This window comes from Mycobacterium kyogaense, assembly GCF_036946525.1.
GTDB lineage: Bacteria > Actinomycetota > Actinomycetes > Mycobacteriales > Mycobacteriaceae > Mycobacterium > Mycobacterium kyogaense_A.
Genome location: NZ_JAQIIY010000017.1, coordinates 37,468 through 60,425 on the forward strand (window position 1 = coordinate 37,468; position 22,958 = coordinate 60,425).

The window sequence follows — 22,958 nt, forward strand, 5'->3', positions numbered from 1 at the left end:
GCACTACTGTTATCGGCGATGGCGGGTGTTTTTTCGCGTCTTGTGGGCCAAGACGCTGTGGAGGCGGAGCTGACCGCCGCGGCACGGGCCGCGCGCGGTGATTCCGCTCACATGTCCTCTTCTACAACGGGGGCAGCCGGCGTGGGCACGATGACGCATGCGTGGCTGATGACGGGTCCGCCGGGGTCCGGGCGGTCGGTGGCGGCATTGTGTTTCGCGGCAGCGCTGCAATGCACATCCGACGGTGTTCCCGGGTGCGGGGAGTGCCGCGCGTGCAGCACGACGATGGCGGGCACCCACGCCGATGTCCGCAGGATCATCCCCGAGGGGCTGTCGATCGGCGTCGACGCGATGCGCACGATCGTGCAGATCGCGTCGCGGCGGCCGGGTACCGGCCGGTGGCAGATCGTGGTCATCGAGGACGCCGACCGGCTGACCGAGGGCGCCGCCAACGCCCTGCTCAAGGTAGTGGAAGAGCCGCCGCCGTCGACGGTGTTCCTGCTGTGCGCGCCGTCGGTGGATCCCGAGGACATCGCGATCACGTTGCGTTCGCGGTGCCGGCACATCGCCCTGGTCACCCCGGGGGTCGATGCGATCGCCAAGGTGCTGGTGGAGCGCGACGGCCTGCCGGAGGCCGAGGCGGCGTGGGCGGCGTCGGTGAGCGGCGGCCACGTTGGCCGGGCGCGGCGGTTGGCCACCGATGAGCAGGCCCGGGACAGGCGTCGACGGGCATTGAGCCTGGCGCGTGAGGCGGCGACTCCGTCGCGGGCATATGCCGCGGCCGAGGAATTGGTGTTGACCGCCGAGGCGGAGGCCAAGGCGCTGACCGGGGACCGCAACGAGGCCGAAGCCGACGAGCTGCGCACAGCACTGGGTGCCGGCGGCACGGGAAAGGGCACGGCCGGCACCATGCGCGGCGCAGCCGGCGCCCTCAAGGATCTGGAGAAGCGGCAGAAGTCCCGCCAGACGCGCGCCTCTCGTGATGCGCTGGACCGGGCGCTGATCGACCTCGCCACGTACTTCCGGGATGCGCTGCTGGTGTCGTCGGGCGCCCCGGCGATCGCGGCGAACCACCCCGATATGGCGGACAAGGTGGCCGCGATGGCCGCGCACGCGTCGCCCGCCGCGCTGCTGCGCTGCATCGAGGCGGTGCTCGAGTGCCGCGAGGCGTTGGCGATCAACGTCAAGCCGAAGTTCGCCGTCGACGCGATGGTCGGCACGGTGGGTCAGGCGCTGCGTTCCTGACCGTGCGTGGCTGACCGTTTTGGGCCGACGCCACGCCCTGCCGTAGACTCGTCCCGCCCGACCAGGCCGCCTTAGCTCAGTCGGTAGAGCGATTCACTCGTAATGAATAGGTCGGGGGTTCGATTCCCCCAGGCGGCTCCATATTTCGCGTCAGCCACGGCCCCGGTGGGGTCATCCCAGGGCGGCCATGATCTCCGGAATCGGTCGCAGGTGTTCATCGAGCAGGGTGCTGACCAGGTCGACGTCGTTATCGGCCAGCGCTGCGACGATGGCTCGGTGCTGAGCGTCGATCTCCGGCGCCCGCTGCGGGCGAATCTGCATGGCGCGCACCGCAACTCGTTGCTGGCGTGAACGCAGCGCGTCGTACAGTTCGACCAGCACCGAGTTGCGGTGCGCGTCGACGATCGCGCGGTGGAACTCGCGATCCAGTTGGGCGACGGTGAACCAGTCCTGCTCGCGGCCGGCTTCCTCGATCGCTGATGCCAGGACCGGGAGGGTGACGGGTGCGCCCGCGCCGGCGGCGCACAGCGCGCGTGCGGCGTGGCCTTCGATGAGCCGCCGCGCGGCGTAGACCTCTTCGAGTTCGCGGCCGGTGACGCTGCGGACCTGGGCGCCGCGACGGGGGAGCAGGTCGATGAACCGTTCGGAGTGGAGACGGTGGAATGCCTCGCGCACCGGGGTGCGGGACGTACCCACGGATTCGGAGATCCACGCTTCGTCGAGAAACCGGCCCGCGGGCAGGGTGCCGCGGATGATCTGGTCGCGCACCCATTCGTAGGCACGCTCCCGCGCGGACTGATTCGAGCCGGGCTCGCTGACTGTTATCGACACCGACAACCTCCTCGTGGCCGTCTACATTAGTGGACACACTACGTATACGTGTGTATACAACAGATGTACGTCAAATGTGCCGGCCGCCACAGCGCGGTCCCGAGGAAGGAGAACCGACCCGATGCTCCCGACGACACCTCCCGAACGCCGCTACGCCGTGTGGTTGTCCGGACCGAACACCGCCGCCGCTGAGATAGCCCGTCAGGTCGGGTATGGCGCCGCTGTGCTGGACATCGAACACGGCACCTTCGATCTCGCCGCGCTCGAACACTTCATCCCGCTGTGCAAGGCGATCGGTCTCGAGGTGATCGCCAAGGTGCTCGGCCCCGAACGCGGTCCGATCCAGCAGGCACTCGATTTCGGCGCCGACGTGGTGGCCATCCCGCACGTCGAGAACGCCGCCCACGCCCGCGCCGTCACCGCGTTCGCCAAGTTCCCGCCGCTAGGCGACCGCAGTTTCGCCGGAGGCCGGACATCGGCCTACGGTGGCTTCACCGACGACTGGGTCCGTGACCAGGACTCCCGAACCCGCTGCTACCCGATGATCGAGGACGCAGGAGCCATCGAGCAGATCTCCGACATCCTGGCGCTGGACACCGTCGACGGAGTCTTCATCGGCCCGTCGGATCTGTCCCTGCGCCGCGGCCGGGGCGCCTACACCCGCGACGACGGCGACTTCGACGATCTGGCCCGGGTGGCGGCGGCTGCGAAGGCGGCAGGCAAGCCGTGGCTGCTGCCGGCGTGGTCGTCGGCCGAAAAGCGATTCGCAGTCGAGAACGGTGCCGATCAGCTGGTCCTGACCATGGAGCACGGCGCACTCCTGGCCGGCTTCAGCGCCGCACATGCCGAGGTGGCCGACCTCGACCGCGTGCCGAGCCTCGCCGGGACAGCGCCATGACCGAGACACGGGAGGGCGCAGACGCCGCCGCGCTGCCGTCGGGTCTCGGCCGCACCCGCTGGTACATCGGCGGGCTGCTCGGCGCCGGCATGTTCGTCAACTACATCGACCGCGTCAATCTGTCGGTCGCCACCCCGGCGATCATGGCCGACTTCGACATCTCGGCCGCGCAGATGGGCGTCGTCGCGTCGGCGTTCCTGTGGACCTACGCGATGCTGCAGATGCCCATCGGCACGATCGTCGACAGGATCGGAGTGCCCTGGGTCAACCGCGTCGGCGTGTCGCTGTGGGCACTCGCATCGTTCCTGTCCGCGGCAGCCGGTGGCCTCGGCCTGTTGATCGTCGCTCGCCTGCTGCTCGGCATCGGGGAGGCGCCCGCGGTCCCGGCGGGCTGGAAAGCAATCGGCCAGTGGTTTCCCAAGCACGAACGCGGCACGGCGACTTCAATTTTCGACGGCTGCGCCAAGCTGTCCAACGTCGTCGGCATTCCGATCATGGCGTTCCTCGTCTCGACGTGGAGCTGGCATGCCGCGTTCCTGTTCACCGGTGCGCTGAGCGTCGTGTACCTGGTGGCGTGGTGGCTGCTGTACCGCTCGCCCGCGGCTGCGGTGGCCGAAGGGAAGATGTCGACCGCCGAACTGGATTACCTGCGCGCGGGTGAGGCCGAGGACGAGAACGCCCACGGCGCAGGTTCGCTGGCCGGCGTGGGATATCTGCTGCGTCGCCGCAAGACCTGGGGGTTGGCGTTGGGCTACGCCTCCTATACCTACGCCTACTACGTACTCCTGACGTGGCTGCCCGGTTACCTCGAGAAGGAATTCGGGGTGAACCTGCTCAAGGGCGGCATCTACAGCATGATCCCGTGGCTGGTCGCGGTCATCGCCCAATTCCTGATCGCGGGTGTTCTGATGGATCGCTGGACACGGCGCACCGGCGACATCACCAGGGTGCGGCGGATCGTGTTGGTCACGAGCATGCTGGCGTCCCTGGCCGTCACGGGTGCCGCCTACGCCGACACGATCGAGGTCGCGGTGGTCTTCCTGTCGATCGGTGCCGCCGGGCTGGCAGTGTCGGTGCCGGCGGGCTCGAGCATCGTGTCGCTGATCGCGCCGCACGGCTACACCGGGTCGCTGGCGGGCATCGTCAACTTCGTCGCCAATCTGATCGGCATCGCGGCGCCTATCGTGACAGGTATGGTCGTCGACCGCACCGGCTCCTTCTCGGGGGCCTTCATCGCCACCGGGGTGATCCTGGTCGGCGGAATCTTCTGCTACACAATAGTTCTCGGCCGCATGGACCGGATCTCCGCGCCCGAGACGGGAGACAAGGAGTTCTCATGACGACGTCGGTCACCGTTGCCGTGGCGCAGTTCGCGCCCGGTGAGGACAAGGACGCCAACCTCGAGGCCGTCACCAGCTACGTCACCGACGCGGTGGCACAGGGCGCGAACCTCGTCGTGTTCCCCGAGTACGCGATGTTCACCGCACCCGCCATGGACGAGAGGTTCCTCGCCTCGGCCGAGTCGCTGGACGGCCCGTTCGTGACGGCGCTGCAGGACCTCGCCCGCCGTGAGGGCGTGACGCTCGTCGCGGGCATCAACGAGACCACCGACAGCGCAGATCAGATCCACAACACTCTGCTTGCCGTCGACGACGGCGGCAAGGTCGCGGCCACCTACCGCAAGCTGCACCTCTACGACGCGTTCGGCTACACGGAATCCAGCTTCGTGCGCGCCGGAGCGATCGGCACGCCCGAGACGTTCCGCGTCGGCGCGCTCACCTTCGGCATGCAGACCTGCTATGACCTGCGCTTTCCCGAGGCGACCCGGCGTCTGGTCGACGCCGGCGCCGACGCCGTGCTGATCCCCGCGGAATGGGTGCCCGGCCCGCTGAAGGAGAACCACTGGACCACGCTGGTGCGTGCCCGGGCGATCGAGAACACCATCTACGTCGCGGCCGCCGACCAGTGCGGCGCCCACGGCGCCGGTAACAGCATGATCGTCGACCCGATGGGTGTGCTGCTGGCCTCCCTCGGCGAGGAAGCCGGGGTGGTGTCCGCGGCGCTGAGCCCGGCGCGTATCGAGCAGGTCCGCGCGAAGAACCCGGCGTTGGCGCTTCGCCGGTTCACGGTCGTCGAACGCTGAGGGGTCGAACGCTGAACCCTCAGCGGGGCGCGAGGAACCCGACGGGTCCCGCGGCCACGCACACCGACAGCGCCGCGGTGTTGGCGTGCACGGTGATCGCATCGCCCGCTCCGGGCAGCCGGACGAACACCCGGTTCAGTCCTGGCCGCACCGGCACTTTGACCTCGTCGCCCTCGCTGAGCCGAACCTGCATCGAACCATCGGAATTGGCAAGGTAATTCAGCTCCACGGTCCAGTCAGCCGGCAGCAGTGGCCCGTCGAGTGGCATGCGGACGGGAAGATCGGGTTGCGCGAGGTACCCGCATCGGGGATCGGGGCCGGGACGGATGCTGCGCACCCACGTGACGACGGCCTCGACCAGCCGGCCCGAGGAGTCGAGCATCCTCAGATCTGTTGTCGTGGAGCTGAACTCAGGGCGATCGGGTACCAACGCGAACATGTGCGACGTCAGGTTCTCCGGCGACGCCACCCGCTGCAGCACCAGCGGATCGACCTCCTGGTCCAGCATCGGCGCGCTAGAGGTGGCCGCTGCGGCAGCCAGCCCGGCGCGGGCGTTGAGCAGGTACGCCTTCGTCGGATTGTCGCGCCAGCTGGTCAGGAACGTCGACGTCGAATAGAGGCTGCTGGCCACGACAAGTGTTGTCGCGCAGGCAACCACGGGCCGTAGCCACGGAGCAGAGGGTCGGCGGGCCGGTGCCAGCAGCCCGATCGCGGCGAGCAGTGTCAGCACGACAACGAGGTCGGGTAGATAGCGCAGGGTCTGCGCGAGTTCCAGCGCGGTGAAGCGCGAGGACCGCATCAGATAGATGGGGACCTGGCAGGCCACCGCGTAGCCCAGCGCGACCGCCCACACCACACCAGTGCGCCGCCGCCGCGCCACCGTCACCGCCACCACAGCGGCCAGCGCGACCCAGCCGAGCACCATCACGGCCACCGGCGGGGTGGCCCACGGCGAGGCCGGCGCCCACCGCTGCCACTGCCACGGGCCGCCCACCAGACCGGGCACGATGCCGTGGGTCACGGAGCGCCACAGCAGATCCCACGTCATCGCGAGATCGAAACTCCAGCGCTGCTGGTCCACCACCGCGAGGTAGACGCCCACCCAGGCGGCGGTCAGCGCCAGGCACGCCAGCCACAGGGGTCGGCCGCGGCGCCACACCTGCGCGACGCTCGCCGAGGAGGTCACGTGGCCGTACACCGCGGCGATCGCGAACGCCGTGAACGGGATGATGGCCGCCTTCTCGAAGAACAGCAGGCCACCGAAGAATGCCGCCGTGCCGGGCACCGCGAAGCGGCGGGAACCGGTGCGCACCAACTGGATCGCATCGGCGCACACCCATGCCATCGCGGCGAGCATCGGCAGCGAGTTCAACCCGGCCGCCCACCACGCGAAGCTCGGCACCGCCAGCGGGGTGAACAGCGCGAACGTCAACGGGAGCAACAGCGCCGGACGCCAGCCCAGGATCACGTGCAGCGCGCGCAGCAATGCCAGCGACGCCACCAGCGCCAGCACCACCAGGCTGATCGCCGGGCCGATCCAGTCCAGCGGTGCGATTCGCGTGATGAGCCCGGCCACCAGGAACGCGCCGGGCATGACGTGCCCGTCGTGGTCGTCGAACAGGTATCCCGGCGAGAGCAGCGGCTGAGTGCCGGCGCGGCCGACGAGGATCAGGTCGTCCCAGTAGAAGTAACCGCCGAACGCGAGCACCGCGCGCACGGCCAGATGCAGCGCGATGAGGGCGACGGCAGTGCGGGCGACCCATCTCATGACGACTGCGACTGTAGGTGATGCGCGGCATCCGGGGCCGCCGCCGGTATGGTGGCCCGGTGCGCACACTGGTCACCGGGGCTGCCGGTTTCATCGGATCGACGCTGGTCGACAGGTTGTTGGCCGAGGGCCACTCGGTGGTCGGTGTCGACGATCTGACCTCGGGCCGCAGCGAGAACCTGGGCCCGGCCGAGCGCCACGACACCTTCGATTTCGTCAAAGCCGACATCGTCGACGCCGACCTGGTGGCGCTGGTGGCCGACGTCAAGCCGGAGGTCGTCTTCCACCTGGCCGCCCAGATCTCGGTCAGCCGTTCGGTCACCGAGCCGGTGTTCGATTCCAGCGTGAACGTCGTCGGAACGGTCCGCCTCGCCGAGGCGGCGCGCCTCGGCGGCGTCCGCAAGGTCGTGCACACCTCGTCGGGTGGGTCCGTCTACGGCGCCACGCCCCGCTATCCCACCGACGAGAGCAACCCCCTCGACCCGGCGTCGCCGTATGCGGCCAGCAAGGTCTGCGGCGAGGTGTACTTCGGCATGTTCCGCAACCTGTACGGCCTGGACTGCAGCCACATCGCACCCGCGAACGTGTACGGGCCGCGCCAGGATCCGCACGGTGAGGCCGGTGTCGTCGCGATCTTCTCGCGGGCGCTGCTCGCGGGACGGCCGACGAAGATCTTCGGCGACGGCAGCGACACCCGCGACTACGTGTTCGTCGACGACGTCGTCGACGCGTTCGTGCGTGCCGGCGGCGAGGCCGGAAGTGGGCAGCGGTTCAACATCGGCACCGGTGTGGAGACCTCGACTCGGCAGCTGCACTCCGAGATTGCCGGGGCCGCAGGCACATCCGACGAGCCGGAGTTCCACCCGCCGCGCCTGGGCGACGTGCGCCGGTCCTGCCTGGATAACAGCCGCGCCGGCGAGGTGCTCGGCTGGCAACCGCAGGTCCGGCTCAGCGACGGCGTCGCCCGCACCGTGGACTACTTCCGCAACGAGGTCTGACCGCCGTCCGGCTCGCGGGCGTTCTGCAGAGCCACCGCGCGGGCCAGCCGGGTGTACTTGAGCTCGATGTCCTTGAACCGCATGTACGTCGAGAGCGTCGTGAACGCGAACGCGATGATCAGCACGTACTCCAGCAGATCGGTGCCGCGGTCCACGCCCAGCCAGTTCGCGACGACGGTGGTGTCGTCGGGGCGCAGGATCGCGTAGATGCCGGCGATCACGAACAGCACGTAACCGACCTTCACCCACGCCTTGGACCGGGCGCTGGAGCGTGAGCGCAGCAGGTACACCAGCAGCACCAGCACCGACGCGATCAGCAGGACCTGTATCCAGTTCATCGGGTGGTCCTCCTGCGCAGCAGACCGTCGAAGACGATGTTGACCCCGTTCAGCAACGGTTGGCCCTTGGCTTTCGAATAGTCGGTGTACCGGATGTCGACCGGCACTTCGGCCACCCGCCAACCGTTTTCGTGCGCGAGTGCGATGAACTCGCCGGCGTGGCCCATACCGCTGATGGTCAGGTCGAGTTCGTCGGCGACGCGCCGGTTGAACACCCGCAGCCCGTTGTGGGCGTCGGTCAGACCGAGGCTGCGGTTGCGGCGGCTCAGGATGGCCGCGCTCCGCAGGATCAGCCGCTTGAGCGGAGGGGTCTGGGTCGGTCCGCCGGCGAAGCGGCTCCCGACGACCAGGTCGACCTCGACGGCGCGCAGGTGGTCGATCATCGAGACGACGTCGTCGACGCGGTGCTGCCCGTCGGCGTCGAATGTCGCGAACAGGGCGGCCTCGGGACGCGCGCGGGCGTACTCGACACCGGTCTGGATGGCCGCGCCCTGCCCGAGATTGACCGGGTGGGTGATGACGTGTGCGCCGGCGCGCAGCGCGGCGTCCCCGGTGCCGTCGGTGCTGCCGTCGTCGACGCAGACCACGTTGGCGAACACCGCGCGCACCTCACCGATGACGTCCTCGATCACGGTTGCCTCGCGATAGGCGGGGATCACGATCCACACGTCGCGGCGCTGGTCGGAGGTGTCCGGGGACATGATGGGCAACAAAGTACACGCTCTAGCGTGGCGAAACCTTGGCAAGGGCGACCAGGTGAACGGCGATGCCCAGCAGCGGGCCGCACAGCAGGGCCACCACGGTCCGCACCTCGAGCTCGAGCGGTAGAGCCAGTAGCGCTGCCGCGGCGACGGTCGCCGACACCCAGCCGACGGCGTAGGCGCGGTGCAGGGCCGCGGCTACTGCTGCTGCCCCGGTGAGGGTGAGCAGCGCGATCATCACCGCCGCGGCGGTCAGCCAGCCGAGCAGCACCCCGTCGGCGACGTAGTCGGGGCCGAAGGCCTCCCGCAGCAGCCACGGCCCGAACGCGGCGGCCGCGGCCACGCCGACCGCACCGAGCACCAGCACGGCGGCGGCGGGGACGATCAGTGCCCGCAGCCGGTGTGCCCGCTGGTCGACGAAGTGGGCGATCAGATTGCCCTGCATCGCGGTCAGCGGCACCAGCAGCGGTGCGCGCGTCAGCGTGACGGCCAGGATCACCACGCCACCGGCTGCGCCGAGATCACCCGAGGTGGCCTTGAGCAGCACCGGAAAGCCCATCACCAGCACGGCGCTGGCCCCGGCCGCGGCGATCGAGTGCCCGGCGCCGCGCAGGAACGTCGCGGTGGTGCCCGGGGTGTGCACGCGTGCGGCGGCGCGGGTGACGGGGGAGCCGGCCAGCATCAGCAGCCAGCCGACCGATCCGGCGACGGTCGCCCACAGATAGCCGCCGAGCCCCCAGCCCAACGCGAAACTGGCCCCGGCCACCGCGACCCGGAGCAGCGCGTCGGCGACCATCAGCGCGCCGTACTCCGACCAGCGGTCGCCCCCGGCCAGCAGACCGAGCAGCGTGGTGTGCACGCAGAACCCCGCCAGTCCCGCGGCGAGCAGGACCACGCTGAGCAGCCGGGCGTCGGCGAAGACGTGCCCGGCCCACAGCGGTGCGGTGACGGCGATGGCGGCCGCGGCGGCCAGGCCCACCCCGGTGCCGATGCGCACCGGGCGGGTGCGCTGGCCGCCGGGGGCGACCGTCCTGGCCTCCCGCACCTCGCGTGTCGTCTCCTGTAGCAATCCGAACGCCGCACCGCTGGCCAGGCCGAAAGCGCCCCAGAACACCCCGAACACCGAGAAGCCGGCGGGCTCGAGGTCGCGGGCGGCGAGGTAGAGCACGGCGTACCCGCACAGCGCCGACACCGCGGTGGCCGCCCCGACGCGCACGACGCTGCTGCGCGTGACGGCGCCGGGGCCGACGGTGGCGTCGGTCACGGGTCCAGCGACGGGACGTCGGTCTCGTACAGCCAGGCCGCCCACAGCGGGCGCAGCGACGTGTCGGCGTAGCCGGCGGCCAGGCCGATGAAGTCGTCGGTGACGACGCTCGCGTGCCGGTGCCTCGTCGTCCAGTCCTTGAGCAGGGCGAAGAAGTTCTTGTCGCCCAGCGCTTTTCGCAGTGCGTGCAGGGTGAGCGCACCCCGCTTGTAGACGCGGTCGTCGAACATGTCGCGCGGCCCGGGGTCGGCGAGTACCAGATTGTGCGGGGAGTGGGTCAGCCGGTGGTGGTAGTGCCGCGCCCACTCGTCGGCGCTGCGCTGCCCGCAGTGTTCGGACCACAACCATTCGGCGTAGCAGGCGAATCCCTCGTGCAGCCAGATGTGGCGCCACCGCTGGACGGTGACGGAGTTCCCGAACCACTGGTGGGCGAGTTCATGGGCGATCAACCGTTCGGCGCCACGCTGCCCGTCGCAGTGGTTGGCGCCGAAGATCGAGATGCCTTGTGCCTCCAGCGGGATCTCGAGCTCGTCGTCGGTGATCACCACGGTGTACCCGGTGTCGAGCGGGTAGGGGCCGAAGAGCTTGGTGAACAGCTTCATCATCTGGCCCTGCCGGCCGAAGTCGTGGGCGACGGTGTCGCGCAGCCGCTCCGGGGCGACCGCGTGGATCGACACCCCGTTCTTGGCGATGCGGTGCCGCTCGTAGGGTCCGATCTGCAGCGTGATCAGGTACGTCGACGTCGGTTCGGCTTGCTCGTAGGTCCACGTCGTCATCGCCGCCCGCACCCGCTTGTGTAGCAGCTTTCCGTTGGCCAACGCGAAATACGGGCTTTCCGTGCTGATCTGGATGCCGAAGCTGGCCTTGGCGCTGGGGTGGTCGTCACAGGGGAACCACGACGACGCACCGTTGGGCTGGCCCGCCACCAGTGCGCCCTCGGTGAGCTCCTCGAATCCGACCTCGCCCCACAGGGATCGGACCGGGCGGGGGGTTCCCCCGTAGCGCACGACGATCGTCATCGCCGCACCGGCACGCAGCCGATCGGTCAGGCCGATGTGCAGCTTGCCGTTCGAGGTGCGGAAGTTGTTGGGGCGCTTGCCGTTCACCGTCACCTTGGAGACCGACAGAGCCGCGGACAGATCGAGGGTGAAGGTCTGCAGTTCGGCGAGCGTGGCCGCGGTGATGGTGGCCGTGCCGGTCAGCCGGTTGATCGCCACCTTGTATTCGAGGTCGAGCTCGTAGCGCGACACCCGGTAGCCGAAGTTGCCGGTGCCGGGCAGGTAGGGGTCGATGACCGGCGGGGACCCCAGCTTGCGCGCCTGTTTGCGTGCCCTCACGCCGCCGCCGGCTTCTTCTTGCCGCCGGTGTCCGCGCGTTTCTTGCGCGGCGGCAGCCACGGCGCGATCGGGTTGCCCTGCCAGCGGGTCGACGGCGGCACCTCGTCGCCGCGCACCACCAGCGAGGCCGGGCCGACGGTGGCGCCTGCGCCCAGCCGGGCCGCGGGCAGCGCCACGCAGTGCGGTCCCAGCGTCGCGCCGGCCTCCAGCACCACGGTGTCCATCCGCATGATGCGGTCGTGGAACAGGTGCGTCTGCACCACGCAGCCGCGGTTCACCGTCGCGCCGTCGCCGAGCGTCACCAGGTCGGCCTCGGGCAGCCAGTACGTCTCACACCACACTCCGCGTCCGATCGTCGCGCCCAGTCCGCGCAGCCACAGGTTCATCACCGGTGTACCCGACGCGGCCCGGGCGAACCACGGCGCCGCGACCGTCTCGACGAAGGTGTCCGACACCTCGTTGCGCCACACGAACGACGACCACAGCGGATGTTCGATCGCGGTGATCTGGCCCACCAGAAGCCATTTCGCTGCGACCGCGATCCCGCCGGCGATCGCGCCCGCGGCCAGCAGCACCACCCCCGTCAGCAGCGCGGCGCCCAGCCAGCCGAAGGTCCCCGCCAGCGACTGTGCGGCCAGCAGTACGCCGACGCCGATCGCGAACGTGACGACGACGGGTACGAACCGGAACGTCTCGACCGCCGCGCGCAGCACCCGCAGCCGCGTCGACGGGTGGAACGTGCGCAGCGCGTCGGCGGCGGTCGGCTGGCGGCGCAACCGCATCGGCGGGCTGCCCAGCCACGACGAGCCGGCCTTCGCCTTGTGCGGGGTCGCCGAGAGCACCGCGACCAGCCCGTCGTCAGGCACTCGGCGGCCCGGCTGCGTGATGCCGGAATTGCCGAGGAACGCGCGCTTGCCCACGGTTGCCCGGGCCACGTGGATCCAGCCGCCGCCCAGCTCGTAGGAGGCGACCATCGTGTCGTCGGCGAGGAACGCGCCGTCCTCGACGACGGTGAACTTGGGGATCAGCAGCGCGGTCGAGATCTCGGTGCCCTTGCCGATCTTCGCGCCCAGCAGGCGCAGCCACCACGGTGTCGCCAGCCCGGCGTAGATCGGGAACAGGTAGGTGCGTGCCCCGTCCATCAGCCGCTCGGTCGCCCACAGCTGCCACCCCGACCGACTGCGCACCGGGTGGTAGCCCTCGTGCAGGCCGACGGCGAGCAGGCGCACCCCGACCACGGTCAACGCGGCGTAAACGAGCATTGCCGCCGCGGTCGCCGGCACCGTCCACGCCAGGGCGGGCAGCAGCGCGTCACGCACGGTCGTCGTGCCCTGCACTGCCCAGCCGATCACGGCGAGCCCGGCGGCCAGCGCCGAGAGGGGCAGAGCGCCCAGCAGCATCGAGGTCACGCCGTAGACCGCCACCCACACCGGGGCCCGCGGCGGCCGGTGATCGGGCCACGGATGCTTGGCCTTGCCGGACTTCACGGCCGGCGAGCCCTTCCAGTACTGCCCGTTCTTGACCTTGCCGACGACACCGGAACCCGGTGCCACATCGGCGTTCTTGCCGACGACCGCGCCGGGCAGCAGTGTGGTGCGCGCACCGATGGTCGAGTCGTTGCCGATCGTGATGGGGCCGACGTGGAACAGGTCGCCGTCGATCCAGTGCCCGGTCAGGTCGACCTCGGGTTCGATCGAGCAGCGGTGCCCGATCCGCAACATCCCGGTGACGGGCGGTGCGGAATGCAGGTCGACCCCGCTGCCCACCGAATTGCCCAGGGCGCGTGCGTAGTACACCAGCCAGGGGGCGCCGGCCATGTTCTCCGCGCCGCTGGCGTCGGCGAGCCGCTCGGCCAGCCAGATGCGCAGGTGTACCGATCCGCCGCGCCGGTAGGTGCCGGGTGTCAGCGTGCCGACGAGGATGCGTGCGCCGAGCACCGCGATGCCCATCCGCCCGGGCGGGGAGACGAACAGGACGAAGCCGGCGAGGATCCACCACCAGCTCAGCGGCCGCGCCCATCCCACCAGATCGGTCGCGGCGGCGAGGTTGTTGGCCGCGGCCAGCCACACCACCCACTGCATGCCGGTCAGCGTGGCCAGCGGCAGTGTCAGCGCCACCTGGACGGCCTGCGTCAGCCGCGCCACGGGACGCACGGTGCGGGTCTCGACGGCCGGCGGCGGTTCCAGCTCGTCAAGGTAGCCCGCGAGCGATCCCAGGCGGGGATGGTCGTAGAGGTCGGCGACGGTGACCTGCGGGTAGCGCTGGCGCAGCACCGCGATCAGCTGGGCGGCACTCAGTGATCCACCGCCGAGGGCGAAGAAGTCGGCGCCCGGGCCGTCGACCGGGGCGGCGAGCACGTCGCGCCACAGCCCGGCCAGCCAGCCGAGCGTGCCGCCGAGCTCGGGCGCCGCGTCGTCCTCGCCGCCGCCGACGGGCCAGGGCAGTGCGTCGCGGTCGACCTTGCCGGACGTGCGGGTCGGCAGCTCGTCGACGACCACCAGCCGCGGCACCAGCGCCGCGGGCAGTGACTCGCTCAGCCGGGCACGCGCAGACGCCAGGTCGAACGCGCCACCGGGTGCCGCGACGACGTAGCCGACGAGCAGCGGGGTGCCGCTCGCGGTGCGGCGGACGGCGGCCGCACCGCCGCTGACCCCGGGCAGGTGCACGAGCGCGGTGTCGACCTCGCCGAGTTCGATGCGCCGGCCACCGACCTTGACCTGGTCGTCGGCGCGCCCCATGAAGTAGAGCCCGTCGTGTTCGAGGCGGACCAGGTCCCCGCTGCGGTAGGCGCGACTCCACGCGAGAGTTGGCATGGCGGCGTACTTCTCGGCGTCCTTCTCGGGGTCGAGGTAGCGCGCCAGGCCGACCCCGCCGATCACCAGCTCGCCGACCTCGCCGGGGTGCACCGGGGTGCCGTCGGCGCCGACGACCGCGAGGTCCCACCCGGGCAGCGGCAGCCCGATGCTCACCGCGCCGGTCCCAGTCAGCTGCGCAGCGCACGCGACCACGGTCGCCTCGGTGGGGCCGTAGGTGTTCCACACCTCCCGGCCCTCGACCGCGAGGCGCGCGGCCAGCTCCGGCGGGCATGCCTCGCCGCCGAAGATCAGCAGCCGCACCGCTTCGAGCGCCTCGGCGGGCCACAGCGAGGCCAGCGTCGGCACGGTGGAGACCACGGTGATGTCGCGCGACACCAGCCACGGCCCCAGGTCCATGCCGCTGCGCACCAGCGAGCGCGGCGCGGGCACCAGGCAGGCGCCGTGCCGCCACGCCAGCCACATCTCCTCGCAGGAGGCGTCGAACGCCACCGACAGCCCGGCCAGCACCCGGTCACCAGGACCGAGCGGGTTGTCCTGCAGGAACATCTCGGCCTCGGCGTCGACGAAGGCGGCCGCGTTGCGATGGGTGACGGCGACACCTTTGGGGGTGCCGGTCGATCCGGAGGTGAAGATGATCCAGGCGTCGTCGCGGCTCAGCGGGGCGGCTGCCCGCCATCCGCGCGACGTTCCGGGGCCACGGATCAGGCCGCGTTCGGTGATCACGCCGACGACCTCAGCTTCGGTGAACACCAGTTCAGCGCGTTCGGGTGGGTCGTCGGCGTCGACGGGAACGTAGGCCGCGCCCGCGGCGAGGGTGGCCAGGATCGCGACGTAGAGCGCGTAGGTACCCGACGGCATCCGGATGCCGATCCGATCACCGCGGCCGATGCCGCGCGCGGCCAGCCACGCCACGCTGTCCTCGACGTCGGCGATCAGTTCGGCGTAGGTGAGCTGCACGGTGCCGTCGTCCAGAGCGGTCGCATCGGGATGGCGCCGTGCGGTGTCGTGGAGGATGTCGATCAGCGTGCGCGCCGGCGGAGCCTGCGGGGACAACAGATACTGCCGGGGGATCTCCGAGGTTGGATCCGGTGCCGTCACGGGTACAAACTACTCATTGCGCGAGGCCACTTCTCGCCGTCGGGGGGCCGCTGATTCGCGTGTCGACGGCCCGACTGGCAGAATCACCCGCTTGGAGGGGAGTATTCCTTCGCCACAGTGTCGTCATCACGTCGCCCGCGTACGGGCGACCGGTGCTGCGGGCCGGATGCCGGGAGCGGCTGCGGTGGAAGAGACCTCCGGCGTTGACTTGACGACCGGAGGTTAGATGAACGTCAGTGCTCTCGAGTGGGGGATCACGCTCAGCGTGACCATCGCGATCCTGCTCTTCGATGTGATCGTGATCGGGCGTCGCCCGCACGAGCCGTCCAAGCGGGAAACCGGTACCGCGCTGACGATCTACGTCGGCCTCGCGATCGCGTTCGGGATCTGGACCTGGTTCTTCCACGGCAGCCAGTACGGCGTCGAGTTCTTCGCGGGCTGGCTCACCGAATACAGCCTGTCGGTGGACAACCTGTTCATCTTCTTGATCATCATGGCGAGCTTCAAAGTGCCGCGGGTGTATCAGCAGCAGGCCCTGCTGGTCGGCATCATCCTCGCGCTGATCTTCCGCGGCATCTTCATCGCTCTCGGCGCCGTCGCGATCGAGCAGTTCTCCTGGGTCTTCTACCTGTTCGGCGCGTTCCTGGTCTACACGGCGATCAAGCTGGTGCGGGACACCGACCACGACGACGACGGCGAGAACGGCGTGGTCCGCTTCGCGCAGAAGCACCTGAAGTTCACCGATCAGTGGGACGGCCTGAAGCTGTGGGTGAAAGAGAGCGGCGCCGGACGGCTGATGACGCCGATGTTCCTTGTGATCATCGCTCTCGGCACCACCGACCTGCTGTTCGCGCTGGACTCGATCCCCGCGATCTACGGCCTGACCCGCGAGCCGTATCTGGTGTTCGCGGCCAACGTGTTCGCGCTGATGGGTCTGCGGCAGCTGTACTTCCTGCTCGGTGACCTGCTCAAGCGGCTGGTGTACCTGTCGCAGGGGCTCGCGTTCATCCTGGGCTTCATCGGCGTGAAGCTGCTGCTGCACGCGCTGCACGAGAACGAGGTGCCGTTCATCAACGGTGGCGAGCCGCTCAAGGTGCCGGAGATCCCGACGCTGGCCAGCCTCGGCGTGATCGTCGTCACCTTGCTGATCACCACGGCGGCGAGCCTCTACAAGACCCGGGTGCACGACGCCCGCAAGAACGGCGACAGCACAGCCGGCGAGACGGCTCAGGATCCCGCGGACCCCGCGGCCGACACGTCGCGCTGATTCCCTTGCGATCGCGCTGATCCCAAGGGGGACGGCGGCGCCGCGCGGTGGTTAGCGTGGCCGGATGCGGATCTTTCTCGACGACGATGCCGGGGTGCGGGAACTCACCGATGGCGGTCAGCCCGTCATCCGCGTGTCCGCGCCCGACTTGCAGCGGGCTCGGCAGGTCCGAGCGCGGATCCGGTCGGGCCCCGGCAATGCTGCCGTGATCCTCGACGTCACGGTCGCGGTCGCGCGGGACTTCCGGGCGGCGCGCGGCGCATTCGGTGAATTGGGGGCCCAGGCCGGCGACACCATCCGCTACGCGGGCACCGTCGCCGGGCTGGTCGGGCTCATCGACGACATCGAGACCGCCGGGGTGGCCGACGGCGTGACGCTGATCGGCGCGTCGACGCAGCAGGATCTCGATCGCATCGGACGTGACGTGCTGCGGGCCCTGGCGGCCCGCCATCAGGCCCGCGCGTCCTGAAGCGCCTCGTCGATCAGCCGGGCGTAGCGCAACGAGCGGCTCGTGCCCGTCGTCCCCGCCCCCATCTTGTTCATCACGTACGCGAAGGTGGCCCGGCGGTCGAGGTCCATCACGACCAGCGAGCCGCCCCAGCCGCCCCACCAGCAGACCCTGCCTGAGGGGACGGCGGGCACGCTCTCGGGCGTCGGCAATCCGAAGCCGAGACCGAAGCGCAGCGGGATGCCGAGCACCAGGTCGGTGCCGTGCGACTGCTCGGCGAAGATCTTCTCGATGGTGGCCGGGGAGAGCACCCGGACGCCGTCGACAATGCCGCCCAGCGCGATCGGCCGCAGCGCACGCACCAGACCGCGTGCGTTGCCGTGGCCGTTGGCGCCGCCGATGTCGGCGCGGCGCCAGGGCGCGGTCTCGGCGACCGCCACACCGTAGGCGCCGGGCGGGAACGCCGCGAACGTCCGCACCGCGGGATGGTCGGGGCCGAGCCGGTCCAGGCCGCGGTCGCGCGGTGGGGGAGCGAGGAGTTCGGCGATCCGCGGCTCGTCGTCGTCGTGCGCGCCGATCTGCACGTCGGCGTGCAGTGGCTGTGAAATACGGTCGCGAACAAAGTCTTTGAGTGACTGGCCGGTGATGCGGCGGATCACCTCGCCGATCAGGTGGCCGTAGTTCATCGCGTGGTAGCCCGACGCCGTGCCTAGCTCCCACCACGGGGCCTGGTGCGCCAGATGGGTGGTGGCGCGCTCCCAGTCGTAGATGTGCTCGACCTCGAAGGGCACCTGCCAACCCGACACGCCTGAGGTGTGCGAGAGCAGGTGGCGGACACGGATGCCGTCTTTGCCGTTGGCCCCGAACTCCGGCCAGTACCTGGTGACCGGCGCGCCGGGATCGAGGTCGCCGGTGTCGACGAGCAGCAGCGCGGCCAGCGCGGTCAGCGTCTTGGTGCACGACCAGAAGTTGACGATCGTGTCCTGTTGCCAGGCAACGGTTTCGGCGCGATCGGCGAAGCCGCCCCAGATGTCGGCGACCAGTTCACCGTCGACGTCGACGGCCAGCGACGCACCCAGTTCCTCGTCTGTGCCGATCTCCTCGGCCAGAGCGGCGGCGAGGCGGTCGAAGCGGGGTTCCCAATGACCGTGCACGGCGCCATGCATAGCGCCGAGCCTATGTGGTCCCAGCGGTCACCAGTTGTCGTAACCGCCCTCGGGTCCGAGCATGCGTTCCAGCCGGGTGCGGTTGATCCTGGCCAGTTCGTTGCGCACGATCTTGCGCTCGGTCTCGTAGTCGTTGAGCAGCCGGTCGCCCATCGTGGCCAGCACGGTCTCGGCGCTGTAGCCGTTGACGTACATCACGAAGCCGAAGCCGAAATGGTCGAGGTAGGTCTTCGACGCGTCGGCCAACCGGGCCATCATCTCGGGGCGCGCGTCGGCAATGGCGCACTGCTCGGCCGCGGACTTCTCGCTGCCGGGCCGTCGTCCGACGTCGGGGTAGGCCTGCAGGATTGAGTCGATCGAGTCCTCGCCGAGCGCGAAGAGCAGCGAGTCGGCGCAGCGGAACAGCTGGTCGTGGGTCTGGAACGGGCGTTGCCTGGCCAGGTCGGCGGCCAGCGGCACGCTGGAGCAGCATTCGTAGACGGCGTGCACGGCGCGGCGCATCGGCAGCGCGTTGAACGCTTCCAGACCGATTCCCTGATGCAGCAGCACACCGCAATGATCGAACGGGCAGACGGCGGGCACGTAACGCCGTGTTACGGCCAGGTCAATTCCGGCGTGGGGACCCCGAGATGTAGGGGAAAGCTAGTGGCCCTCGGTCTTGGCCCGCTCGATCGAGCGGTTCACCTCGGCCTCGGCCTCCTCGCGGCCCACCCAGTCCGCGGCGTGCACGAACTTGCCCGGCTCGAGGTCCTTGTAGTGCACGAAGAAGTGCTTGATCGCGTCGAGCTCGAACTCCGACACGTCGCCGATGTCCTGGATGTGGTCCCACCGCGGGTCGGCGAGCACGCACAGCACCTTGTCGTCGCCGCCCTTCTCGTCGGTCATGCGGAACATGCCGACCGGGCGGGCCTCGACGATGCAGCCCGGGAACACCGGCTCGGGCAGCAGCACCAGCGCGTCCAGCGGATCGCCGTCCTCGCCGAGGGTGTCCTCGATGTAGCCGTAGTCGGTGGGATAACCGAACGCGGTGAACAGGTAGCGGTCCAGCTTCACCTTGCCGCTGTCGTGGTCGACCTCGTACTTGTTGCGTGAACCCTTCGGGATCTCGATGAGAACGTCGAACTGCACCGGGAGGCTCCTTACGCATGGCGGTCGATCAACAGGCCGGAACCACCTTAATGGGGAGCGATACCCTGCACTACGGGGGTGCTTCGGTAATCGAGTGACAGGGGAACCATGCGGCCGACTCGATGGCGGCGGTCCACGTACGCCCTGGTCGGCCTCGCCGTGGTGGTCGTGGTGGCCGTTCTGGTGGTGGCGGCCGCGCTGGTCGTCGGCAAGCAGCCGTCGCAGGCTGTGGCCGTCAAGGCCGCACCGGCGCCCGCGACCGCGGATCCCGGCGTGGTTCCCGTGCCCGACACCGCTGACGCACCGACGCCCGCCGGTCTGGCCGGCGTGCTGCGTCCGGTGCTCGCCGATCCGAACCTGGGCCAGTTCACCGGGCGCATCACCGATGCGATCACCGGCGACGAGCTGTGGTCCCAGGGCCCGCATGTGCCGATGCAGCCCGCCTCGGTGAACAAGATGCTCACCACCGCCGCGGCGTTGCTGACGCTGGACCGCGACGCCCGGCTGACGACGAAGGTGGTGGCCACCTCGCCCGGGACCGTCGTCCTCGTCGGCGGAGGCGACCCGACGTTGTCGGCCGCGCCGCGCGGCACCGACACGTGGTACCGGGACGCCGCCCGGATCGTCGACCTCGCCGACCAGGTGCGCCGCAGTGGGACGACCGTGCGCACCGTCGCGGTCGACGTCAGTGCCTACAGCGGCCCGACGATGGCGCCGGGCTGGGATCCGCTCGACATCGACGGTGGTGACATCGCTCCGATGGAGTCGGTGATGCTCGACGGTGGCCGCACCCAGCCCGTCACCGTCGACTCGGCACGCTCGCGGACCCCCGCGCTCGATGCCGGCCGCGCGTTGGCCGTCGCGCTCGGTGTCGACCCGCTGAAGGTGACGGTGTTGCCGTCGGCAGCCCGGGGGCGAGAGATCGCCTCGGTCCAGTCGCCCCCGCTGATCCAGCGGCTGCGCGACATGATGAACGCCTCGGACAACGTGATGGCCGAGTCGACGGGCCGCGAGGTCGCCGAGAAGACGGGCCGCCCGCAGAGCTTCTCCGGCGCGGTCAGCGCCGTGCTCGATGCGCTCGACGACGCAGGGATCGACACCGGCGAGGCGCGGCTGCTGGATTCCAGCGGGCTCTCGGTCGACGACCGGCTGACCGCCGAGACGCTCGATGAGGTCGTCGGTGCGGCCGTCGGTGACGATCACCCCCGGCTGCGTCCGCTCGTGGACCTGCTGCCGATCGCCGGCGGCAGCGGCACCTTGTCGAACCGCTACCTCGACGACGCCGGTCGCGGCGCCGCGGGTTACCTGCGCGCCAAGACCGGGTCGCTGACCGCCACCAACTCCCTGGCCGGCTTCGTGACCGACTCCAACGGCCGGGTCCTGACGTTCGCGCTGCTGTCCAACCAGGCCGGCCCCAGCGGGCGCACCGCGCTGGACGCGTTCGCCGCGACGCTGCGGTCGTGCGGGTGCCGCGCATGAGCCAGACGTTCTCGGTCGGCAGCGCGGTGGACTGGAACCTCGCCGCCTCGTTCGGTGGCAAGCTGGCTCGCCCCGAGCCGCCGGCCAGCGACTACACCCGCACACAGGTGATCGCGCAGCTCGCCGATGCGGCGCGCGCGGCCGAGGTCCCGGTGCGCGACGTGACAGGTCTGGCCGAAGGGGCGGACATCCCGGAGGCCCGGATCGTGAACCGGCCGGAATGGATTCGCGCAGCCGCACATTCGATGCGGGCGATGACGGGTGGGGGCGCCGACTCGAAGCCGCGCGCGATCAGCGGGCGGATCGCCGGGGTGCAGACGGGCGCGGTGCTGGCGTTCGTGTCGTCGGGGATTCTGGGGCAGTACGACCCCTTTGCTTCCGGTGGGCAGGAGCGCAGCGACCCGGGAAATGGCACAGCCGGCGGCGAACTGCTGCTGGTCTATCCGAACGTCATCGCGGTCGAGCGGCAGCTGCATGTGCAGCCGGCCGACTTCCGGATGTGGGTCTGCCTGCACGAGGTCACCCATCGTGTCCAGTTCCGCGCCAACCCGTGGCTGGCCGGGCACATGTCCGACGCGCTCGGGGTGCTGACCCAGGATGCCGGCGACGACGTGACGCAGGTGGTGGGCCGGCTGGCCGACTACCTCCGGCAGCGCCGTTCCGACCAAGCGGCAGAAGCGAATTCGGCAGGCATCCTTGGTCTGGTGCGTGCGGTGCAGTCCGAGACCCAACGTGAGGCCCTGGACCGGTTGCTGGTGTTGGGCACGCTCCTGGAAGGCCACGCCGATCACGTGATGGACGCGGTGGGGCCCGCGGTCGTGCCGTCGGTGGCCACGATTCGCCACCGGTTCGACCAACGCCGACAGCGGCGCCAGCCGCCGGTGCAACGGCTGCTGAGGGCGCTGCTCGGCATCGACGCCAAGATGGACCAGTACACCCGTGGCAAGGCGTTCGTCGACGCCGTGGTGTCGACGGTGGGCATGGCCCGGTTCAACACGATCTGGACCGGCCCGCACACCCTGCCGCTGCCCGAGGAGATCGACGAGCCGCAGCGATGGATCGACCGGGTGCTGTAGCGCAGCTGCGCGTCGCGCTGCGCCGGTTCGTCGCCGAACACGATGTCGACGGTGAGCACTGGTGCGTCGCGCTGTCGGGAGGGCCGGACTCGCTGGCGCTGACCGCTGTGGCCGCGCAATTGCGGCCGACCACCGCGCTGATCGTCGACCACCGGCTGCAGGCCGGCTCCGGCACCGTCGCCGCGACGGCTCGTGACCAGGCGATGGCGCTGGGATGCGTTGATGCGCAGGTGGTTTCGGTAGGCGTCGGCTCCGCTGGCGGCCCGGAGGCAGCGGCGCGTGCCGCGCGGTACGAGGCGCTGGAGCACGCGCGTGCGGGGGCGCTGGTGCTGCTGGGCCACACGCTCGACGATCAGGCAGAGACGGTGCTGCTGGGTTTGGGCCGCGGATCGGGCGCGCGTTCGATCGCCGGCATGGTGGCCTACGACGCGCCGTGGTGCCGGCCGCTGCTCGGTGTGCGTCGCAGCGTCACCCACGCCGCGTGCGCCGAGTCGGGGCTGACTCCGTGGCGGGATCCGCAGAACGACGACCCGCGGTTCACCCGGGTGCGGCTGCGCACCGAGGTGCTGCCGTTGCTCGACGACGTGCTGGCCGGCGGTGTCGCCGAGGCGCTGGCCCGGACGGCCACCGCGCTGCGGGAGGACACCGACGCGCTCGACGCCATCGCCACCGATATCGCCACCGATATCGCGGTCGGCGCGGATCTCGCGGTGGCGACGCTGACGGTGCTGCCCGCCGCGGTGCGCCGCCGCGTGATCCGGCGCTGGCTGCTCGAGGGTGGCGCGGCCGGCCTGACCGATGCGCAGATCCGGTCGGTCGACGCGCTGGTGACCGCGTGGCGCGGGCAGGGTGGGGTCGCGGTTCCGAGTGCGATGACGCGGCGTCGGCTGTTCGCGGGCCGCCGTGGCGAGGTGCTGACGCTCTACCGCGAGCCGGTCGCCGACTGAGCACCGCTAC

Annotated in this window: 20 protein-coding genes and 1 tRNA gene; 11 read left to right on the forward strand and 10 right to left on the reverse strand. The window is 70.3% G+C overall.

What is annotated here, in order from left to right:
• Positions 1 to 18 precede the first annotated feature (18 nt).
• Together PGN37_RS15085 and PGN37_RS15090 are read left to right on the forward strand one after the other, a co-directional pair.
• Entirely contained in the window at positions 19 to 1,245 is a 1,227-nt protein-coding gene (locus PGN37_RS15085) for a DNA polymerase III subunit delta' (protein ID WP_335331832.1), read from the forward strand.
• Positions 1,246 to 1,310: 65 nt separating this feature from the next.
• Positions 1,311 to 1,386, forward strand: a tRNA-Thr gene (locus PGN37_RS15090).
• A 30-nt stretch (positions 1,387 to 1,416) separates the two neighbouring features.
• Here PGN37_RS15090 and PGN37_RS15095 read toward each other — a convergent pair.
• Complete coding sequence (locus PGN37_RS15095) at positions 1,417 to 2,076, reverse strand: GntR family transcriptional regulator (protein ID WP_335331833.1); 660 nt, start codon at positions 2,074 to 2,076, stop codon at positions 1,417 to 1,419.
• 121 nt (positions 2,077 to 2,197) lie between these two features.
• Here PGN37_RS15095 and PGN37_RS15100 point away from each other — a divergent pair, with 121 nt between their 5' ends.
• From PGN37_RS15100 to PGN37_RS15110, 3 genes are read left to right on the forward strand one after another with little or no spacing between them, the layout of a single operon-like run.
• The gene (locus PGN37_RS15100; RefSeq protein ID WP_335331834.1) at positions 2,198 to 2,974 is read left to right on the forward strand and encodes an HpcH/HpaI aldolase family protein; all 777 of its coding nucleotides are present in this window, start codon (positions 2,198 to 2,200) and stop codon (positions 2,972 to 2,974) included.
• Positions 2,971 to 4,314, forward strand: a complete 1,344-nt coding sequence (locus PGN37_RS15105; protein WP_335331835.1) for an MFS transporter — start codon at positions 2,971 to 2,973, stop codon at positions 4,312 to 4,314. Before PGN37_RS15100 ends, PGN37_RS15105 begins: the two co-directional genes overlap by 4 nt.
• Entirely contained in the window at positions 4,311 to 5,117 is an 807-nt protein-coding gene (locus tag PGN37_RS15110; protein ID WP_335331836.1) for a carbon-nitrogen hydrolase family protein, read from the forward strand. Before PGN37_RS15105 ends, PGN37_RS15110 begins: the two co-directional genes overlap by 4 nt.
• A gap of 19 nt (positions 5,118 to 5,136) precedes the next feature.
• Here the strand turns inward: PGN37_RS15110 and PGN37_RS15115 are convergent, their stop codons facing one another.
• Positions 5,137 to 6,885, reverse strand: coding sequence for a hypothetical protein (locus PGN37_RS15115; RefSeq protein ID WP_335331837.1), 1,749 nt, complete (start codon positions 6,883 to 6,885; stop codon positions 5,137 to 5,139).
• A 59-nt stretch (positions 6,886 to 6,944) separates the two neighbouring features.
• On the opposite strand from PGN37_RS15115, the gene PGN37_RS15120 reads away from it, so the two are divergent.
• Entirely contained in the window at positions 6,945 to 7,883 is a 939-nt protein-coding gene (locus PGN37_RS15120; RefSeq protein WP_335331838.1) for a GDP-mannose 4,6-dehydratase, read from the forward strand.
• Here the strand turns inward: PGN37_RS15120 and PGN37_RS15125 are convergent.
• Genes PGN37_RS15125 through PGN37_RS15145 form a run of 5 tightly spaced genes read right to left on the reverse strand, consistent with a single transcriptional unit; the run spans position 7,862 to position 15,437 of the window.
• Positions 7,862 to 8,221 (reverse strand): DUF2304 domain-containing protein, encoded by a 360-nt coding sequence (locus tag PGN37_RS15125; RefSeq protein WP_335331839.1) that lies wholly within the window; start codon positions 8,219 to 8,221, stop codon positions 7,862 to 7,864. The genes PGN37_RS15120 and PGN37_RS15125 overlap by 22 nt on opposite strands.
• The gene (locus tag PGN37_RS15130; RefSeq protein ID WP_335331840.1) at positions 8,218 to 8,922 is read right to left on the reverse strand and encodes a glycosyltransferase family 2 protein; all 705 of its coding nucleotides are present in this window, start codon (positions 8,920 to 8,922) and stop codon (positions 8,218 to 8,220) included. Before PGN37_RS15130 ends, PGN37_RS15125 begins: the two co-directional genes overlap by 4 nt.
• A gap of 22 nt (positions 8,923 to 8,944) precedes the next feature.
• On the reverse strand, positions 8,945 to 10,186 hold the full coding sequence (locus PGN37_RS15135; protein WP_335331841.1) for a hypothetical protein: 1,242 nt from the start codon (positions 10,184 to 10,186) through the stop codon (positions 8,945 to 8,947).
• The gene (locus PGN37_RS15140) at positions 10,183 to 11,523 is read right to left on the reverse strand and encodes a M1 family metallopeptidase (RefSeq protein ID WP_335331842.1); all 1,341 of its coding nucleotides are present in this window, start codon (positions 11,521 to 11,523) and stop codon (positions 10,183 to 10,185) included. The genes PGN37_RS15135 and PGN37_RS15140 overlap by 4 nt, the downstream gene beginning before the upstream one ends.
• The gene (locus tag PGN37_RS15145; RefSeq protein ID WP_335331843.1) at positions 11,520 to 15,437 is read right to left on the reverse strand and encodes a Pls/PosA family non-ribosomal peptide synthetase; all 3,918 of its coding nucleotides are present in this window, start codon (positions 15,435 to 15,437) and stop codon (positions 11,520 to 11,522) included. Before PGN37_RS15145 ends, PGN37_RS15140 begins: the two co-directional genes overlap by 4 nt.
• Positions 15,438 to 15,663: 226 nt before the next feature.
• Here PGN37_RS15145 and PGN37_RS15150 point away from each other — a divergent pair, with 226 nt between their 5' ends.
• Positions 15,664 to 16,704, forward strand: a complete 1,041-nt coding sequence (locus tag PGN37_RS15150; protein WP_335331844.1) for a TerC family protein — start codon at positions 15,664 to 15,666, stop codon at positions 16,702 to 16,704.
• Positions 16,705 to 16,768: 64 nt separating this feature from the next.
• Positions 16,769 to 17,173, forward strand: a complete 405-nt coding sequence (locus tag PGN37_RS15155; RefSeq protein ID WP_335331845.1) for a hypothetical protein — start codon at positions 16,769 to 16,771, stop codon at positions 17,171 to 17,173.
• Here PGN37_RS15155 and PGN37_RS15160 read toward each other — a convergent pair.
• From PGN37_RS15160 to PGN37_RS15170, 3 genes are all read right to left on the reverse strand, one after another.
• On the reverse strand, positions 17,155 to 18,318 hold the full coding sequence (locus tag PGN37_RS15160) for a serine hydrolase domain-containing protein (RefSeq protein WP_335331846.1): 1,164 nt from the start codon (positions 18,316 to 18,318) through the stop codon (positions 17,155 to 17,157). The two genes, PGN37_RS15155 and PGN37_RS15160, sit on opposite strands and share 19 nt — an antisense overlap.
• 27 nt (positions 18,319 to 18,345) lie before the next feature.
• The gene (locus PGN37_RS15165) at positions 18,346 to 18,867 is read right to left on the reverse strand and encodes a 2-oxo-4-hydroxy-4-carboxy-5-ureidoimidazoline decarboxylase (protein WP_335331847.1); all 522 of its coding nucleotides are present in this window, start codon (positions 18,865 to 18,867) and stop codon (positions 18,346 to 18,348) included.
• Positions 18,868 to 18,960: 93 nt separating this feature from the next.
• On the reverse strand, positions 18,961 to 19,446 hold the full coding sequence (locus PGN37_RS15170; protein WP_335331848.1) for an inorganic diphosphatase: 486 nt from the start codon (positions 19,444 to 19,446) through the stop codon (positions 18,961 to 18,963).
• 108 nt (positions 19,447 to 19,554) lie between these two features.
• Between PGN37_RS15170 and dacB the strand changes: the two genes are divergently transcribed.
• Genes dacB through tilS form a run of 3 tightly spaced genes read left to right on the forward strand, consistent with a single transcriptional unit; the run spans position 19,555 to position 22,948 of the window.
• Positions 19,555 to 20,925: a D-alanyl-D-alanine carboxypeptidase/D-alanyl-D-alanine endopeptidase gene (gene dacB / locus PGN37_RS15175; protein ID WP_335331849.1), complete on the forward strand. Its 1,371-nt coding sequence runs from the start codon at positions 19,555 to 19,557 to the stop codon at positions 20,923 to 20,925.
• Positions 20,922 to 22,001, forward strand: a complete 1,080-nt coding sequence (locus PGN37_RS15180) for a zinc-dependent metalloprotease (RefSeq protein ID WP_335331850.1) — start codon at positions 20,922 to 20,924, stop codon at positions 21,999 to 22,001. The genes dacB and PGN37_RS15180 overlap by 4 nt, the downstream gene beginning before the upstream one ends.
• A complete protein-coding gene (gene tilS, locus PGN37_RS15185) occupies positions 21,980 to 22,948 on the forward strand; it encodes a tRNA lysidine(34) synthetase TilS (protein WP_335331851.1) in 969 nt (322 codons plus the stop codon). Before PGN37_RS15180 ends, tilS begins: the two co-directional genes overlap by 22 nt.
• Positions 22,949 to 22,958 lie beyond the last annotated feature (10 nt).

Coding starts and splice junctions, on each gene's coding strand:
- PGN37_RS15130 (WP_335331840.1), bottom strand. CDS start 8,922: ATGTCCCCGGACACCTCCGACCAGCGCCGCGACGTGTGGATCGTGATC.
- PGN37_RS15100 (WP_335331834.1), top strand. CDS start 2,198: ATGCTCCCGACGACACCTCCCGAACGCCGCTACGCCGTGTGGTTGTCC.
- PGN37_RS15105 (WP_335331835.1), top strand. CDS start 2,971: ATGACCGAGACACGGGAGGGCGCAGACGCCGCCGCGCTGCCGTCGGGT.
- PGN37_RS15155 (WP_335331845.1), top strand. CDS start 16,769: ATGCGGATCTTTCTCGACGACGATGCCGGGGTGCGGGAACTCACCGAT.
- tilS (WP_335331851.1), top strand. CDS start 21,980: ATGGATCGACCGGGTGCTGTAGCGCAGCTGCGCGTCGCGCTGCGCCGG.
- PGN37_RS15110 (WP_335331836.1), top strand. CDS start 4,311: ATGACGACGTCGGTCACCGTTGCCGTGGCGCAGTTCGCGCCCGGTGAG.
- dacB (WP_335331849.1), top strand. CDS start 19,555: ATGCGGCCGACTCGATGGCGGCGGTCCACGTACGCCCTGGTCGGCCTC.
- PGN37_RS15150 (WP_335331844.1), top strand. CDS start 15,664: ATGAACGTCAGTGCTCTCGAGTGGGGGATCACGCTCAGCGTGACCATC.
- PGN37_RS15085 (WP_335331832.1), top strand. CDS start 19: ATGGCGGGTGTTTTTTCGCGTCTTGTGGGCCAAGACGCTGTGGAGGCG.
- PGN37_RS15115 (WP_335331837.1), bottom strand. CDS start 6,885: ATGAGATGGGTCGCCCGCACTGCCGTCGCCCTCATCGCGCTGCATCTG.
- PGN37_RS15180 (WP_335331850.1), top strand. CDS start 20,922: ATGAGCCAGACGTTCTCGGTCGGCAGCGCGGTGGACTGGAACCTCGCC.
- PGN37_RS15125 (WP_335331839.1), bottom strand. CDS start 8,221: ATGAACTGGATACAGGTCCTGCTGATCGCGTCGGTGCTGGTGCTGCTG.
- PGN37_RS15160 (WP_335331846.1), bottom strand. CDS start 18,318: ATGCATGGCGCCGTGCACGGTCATTGGGAACCCCGCTTCGACCGCCTC.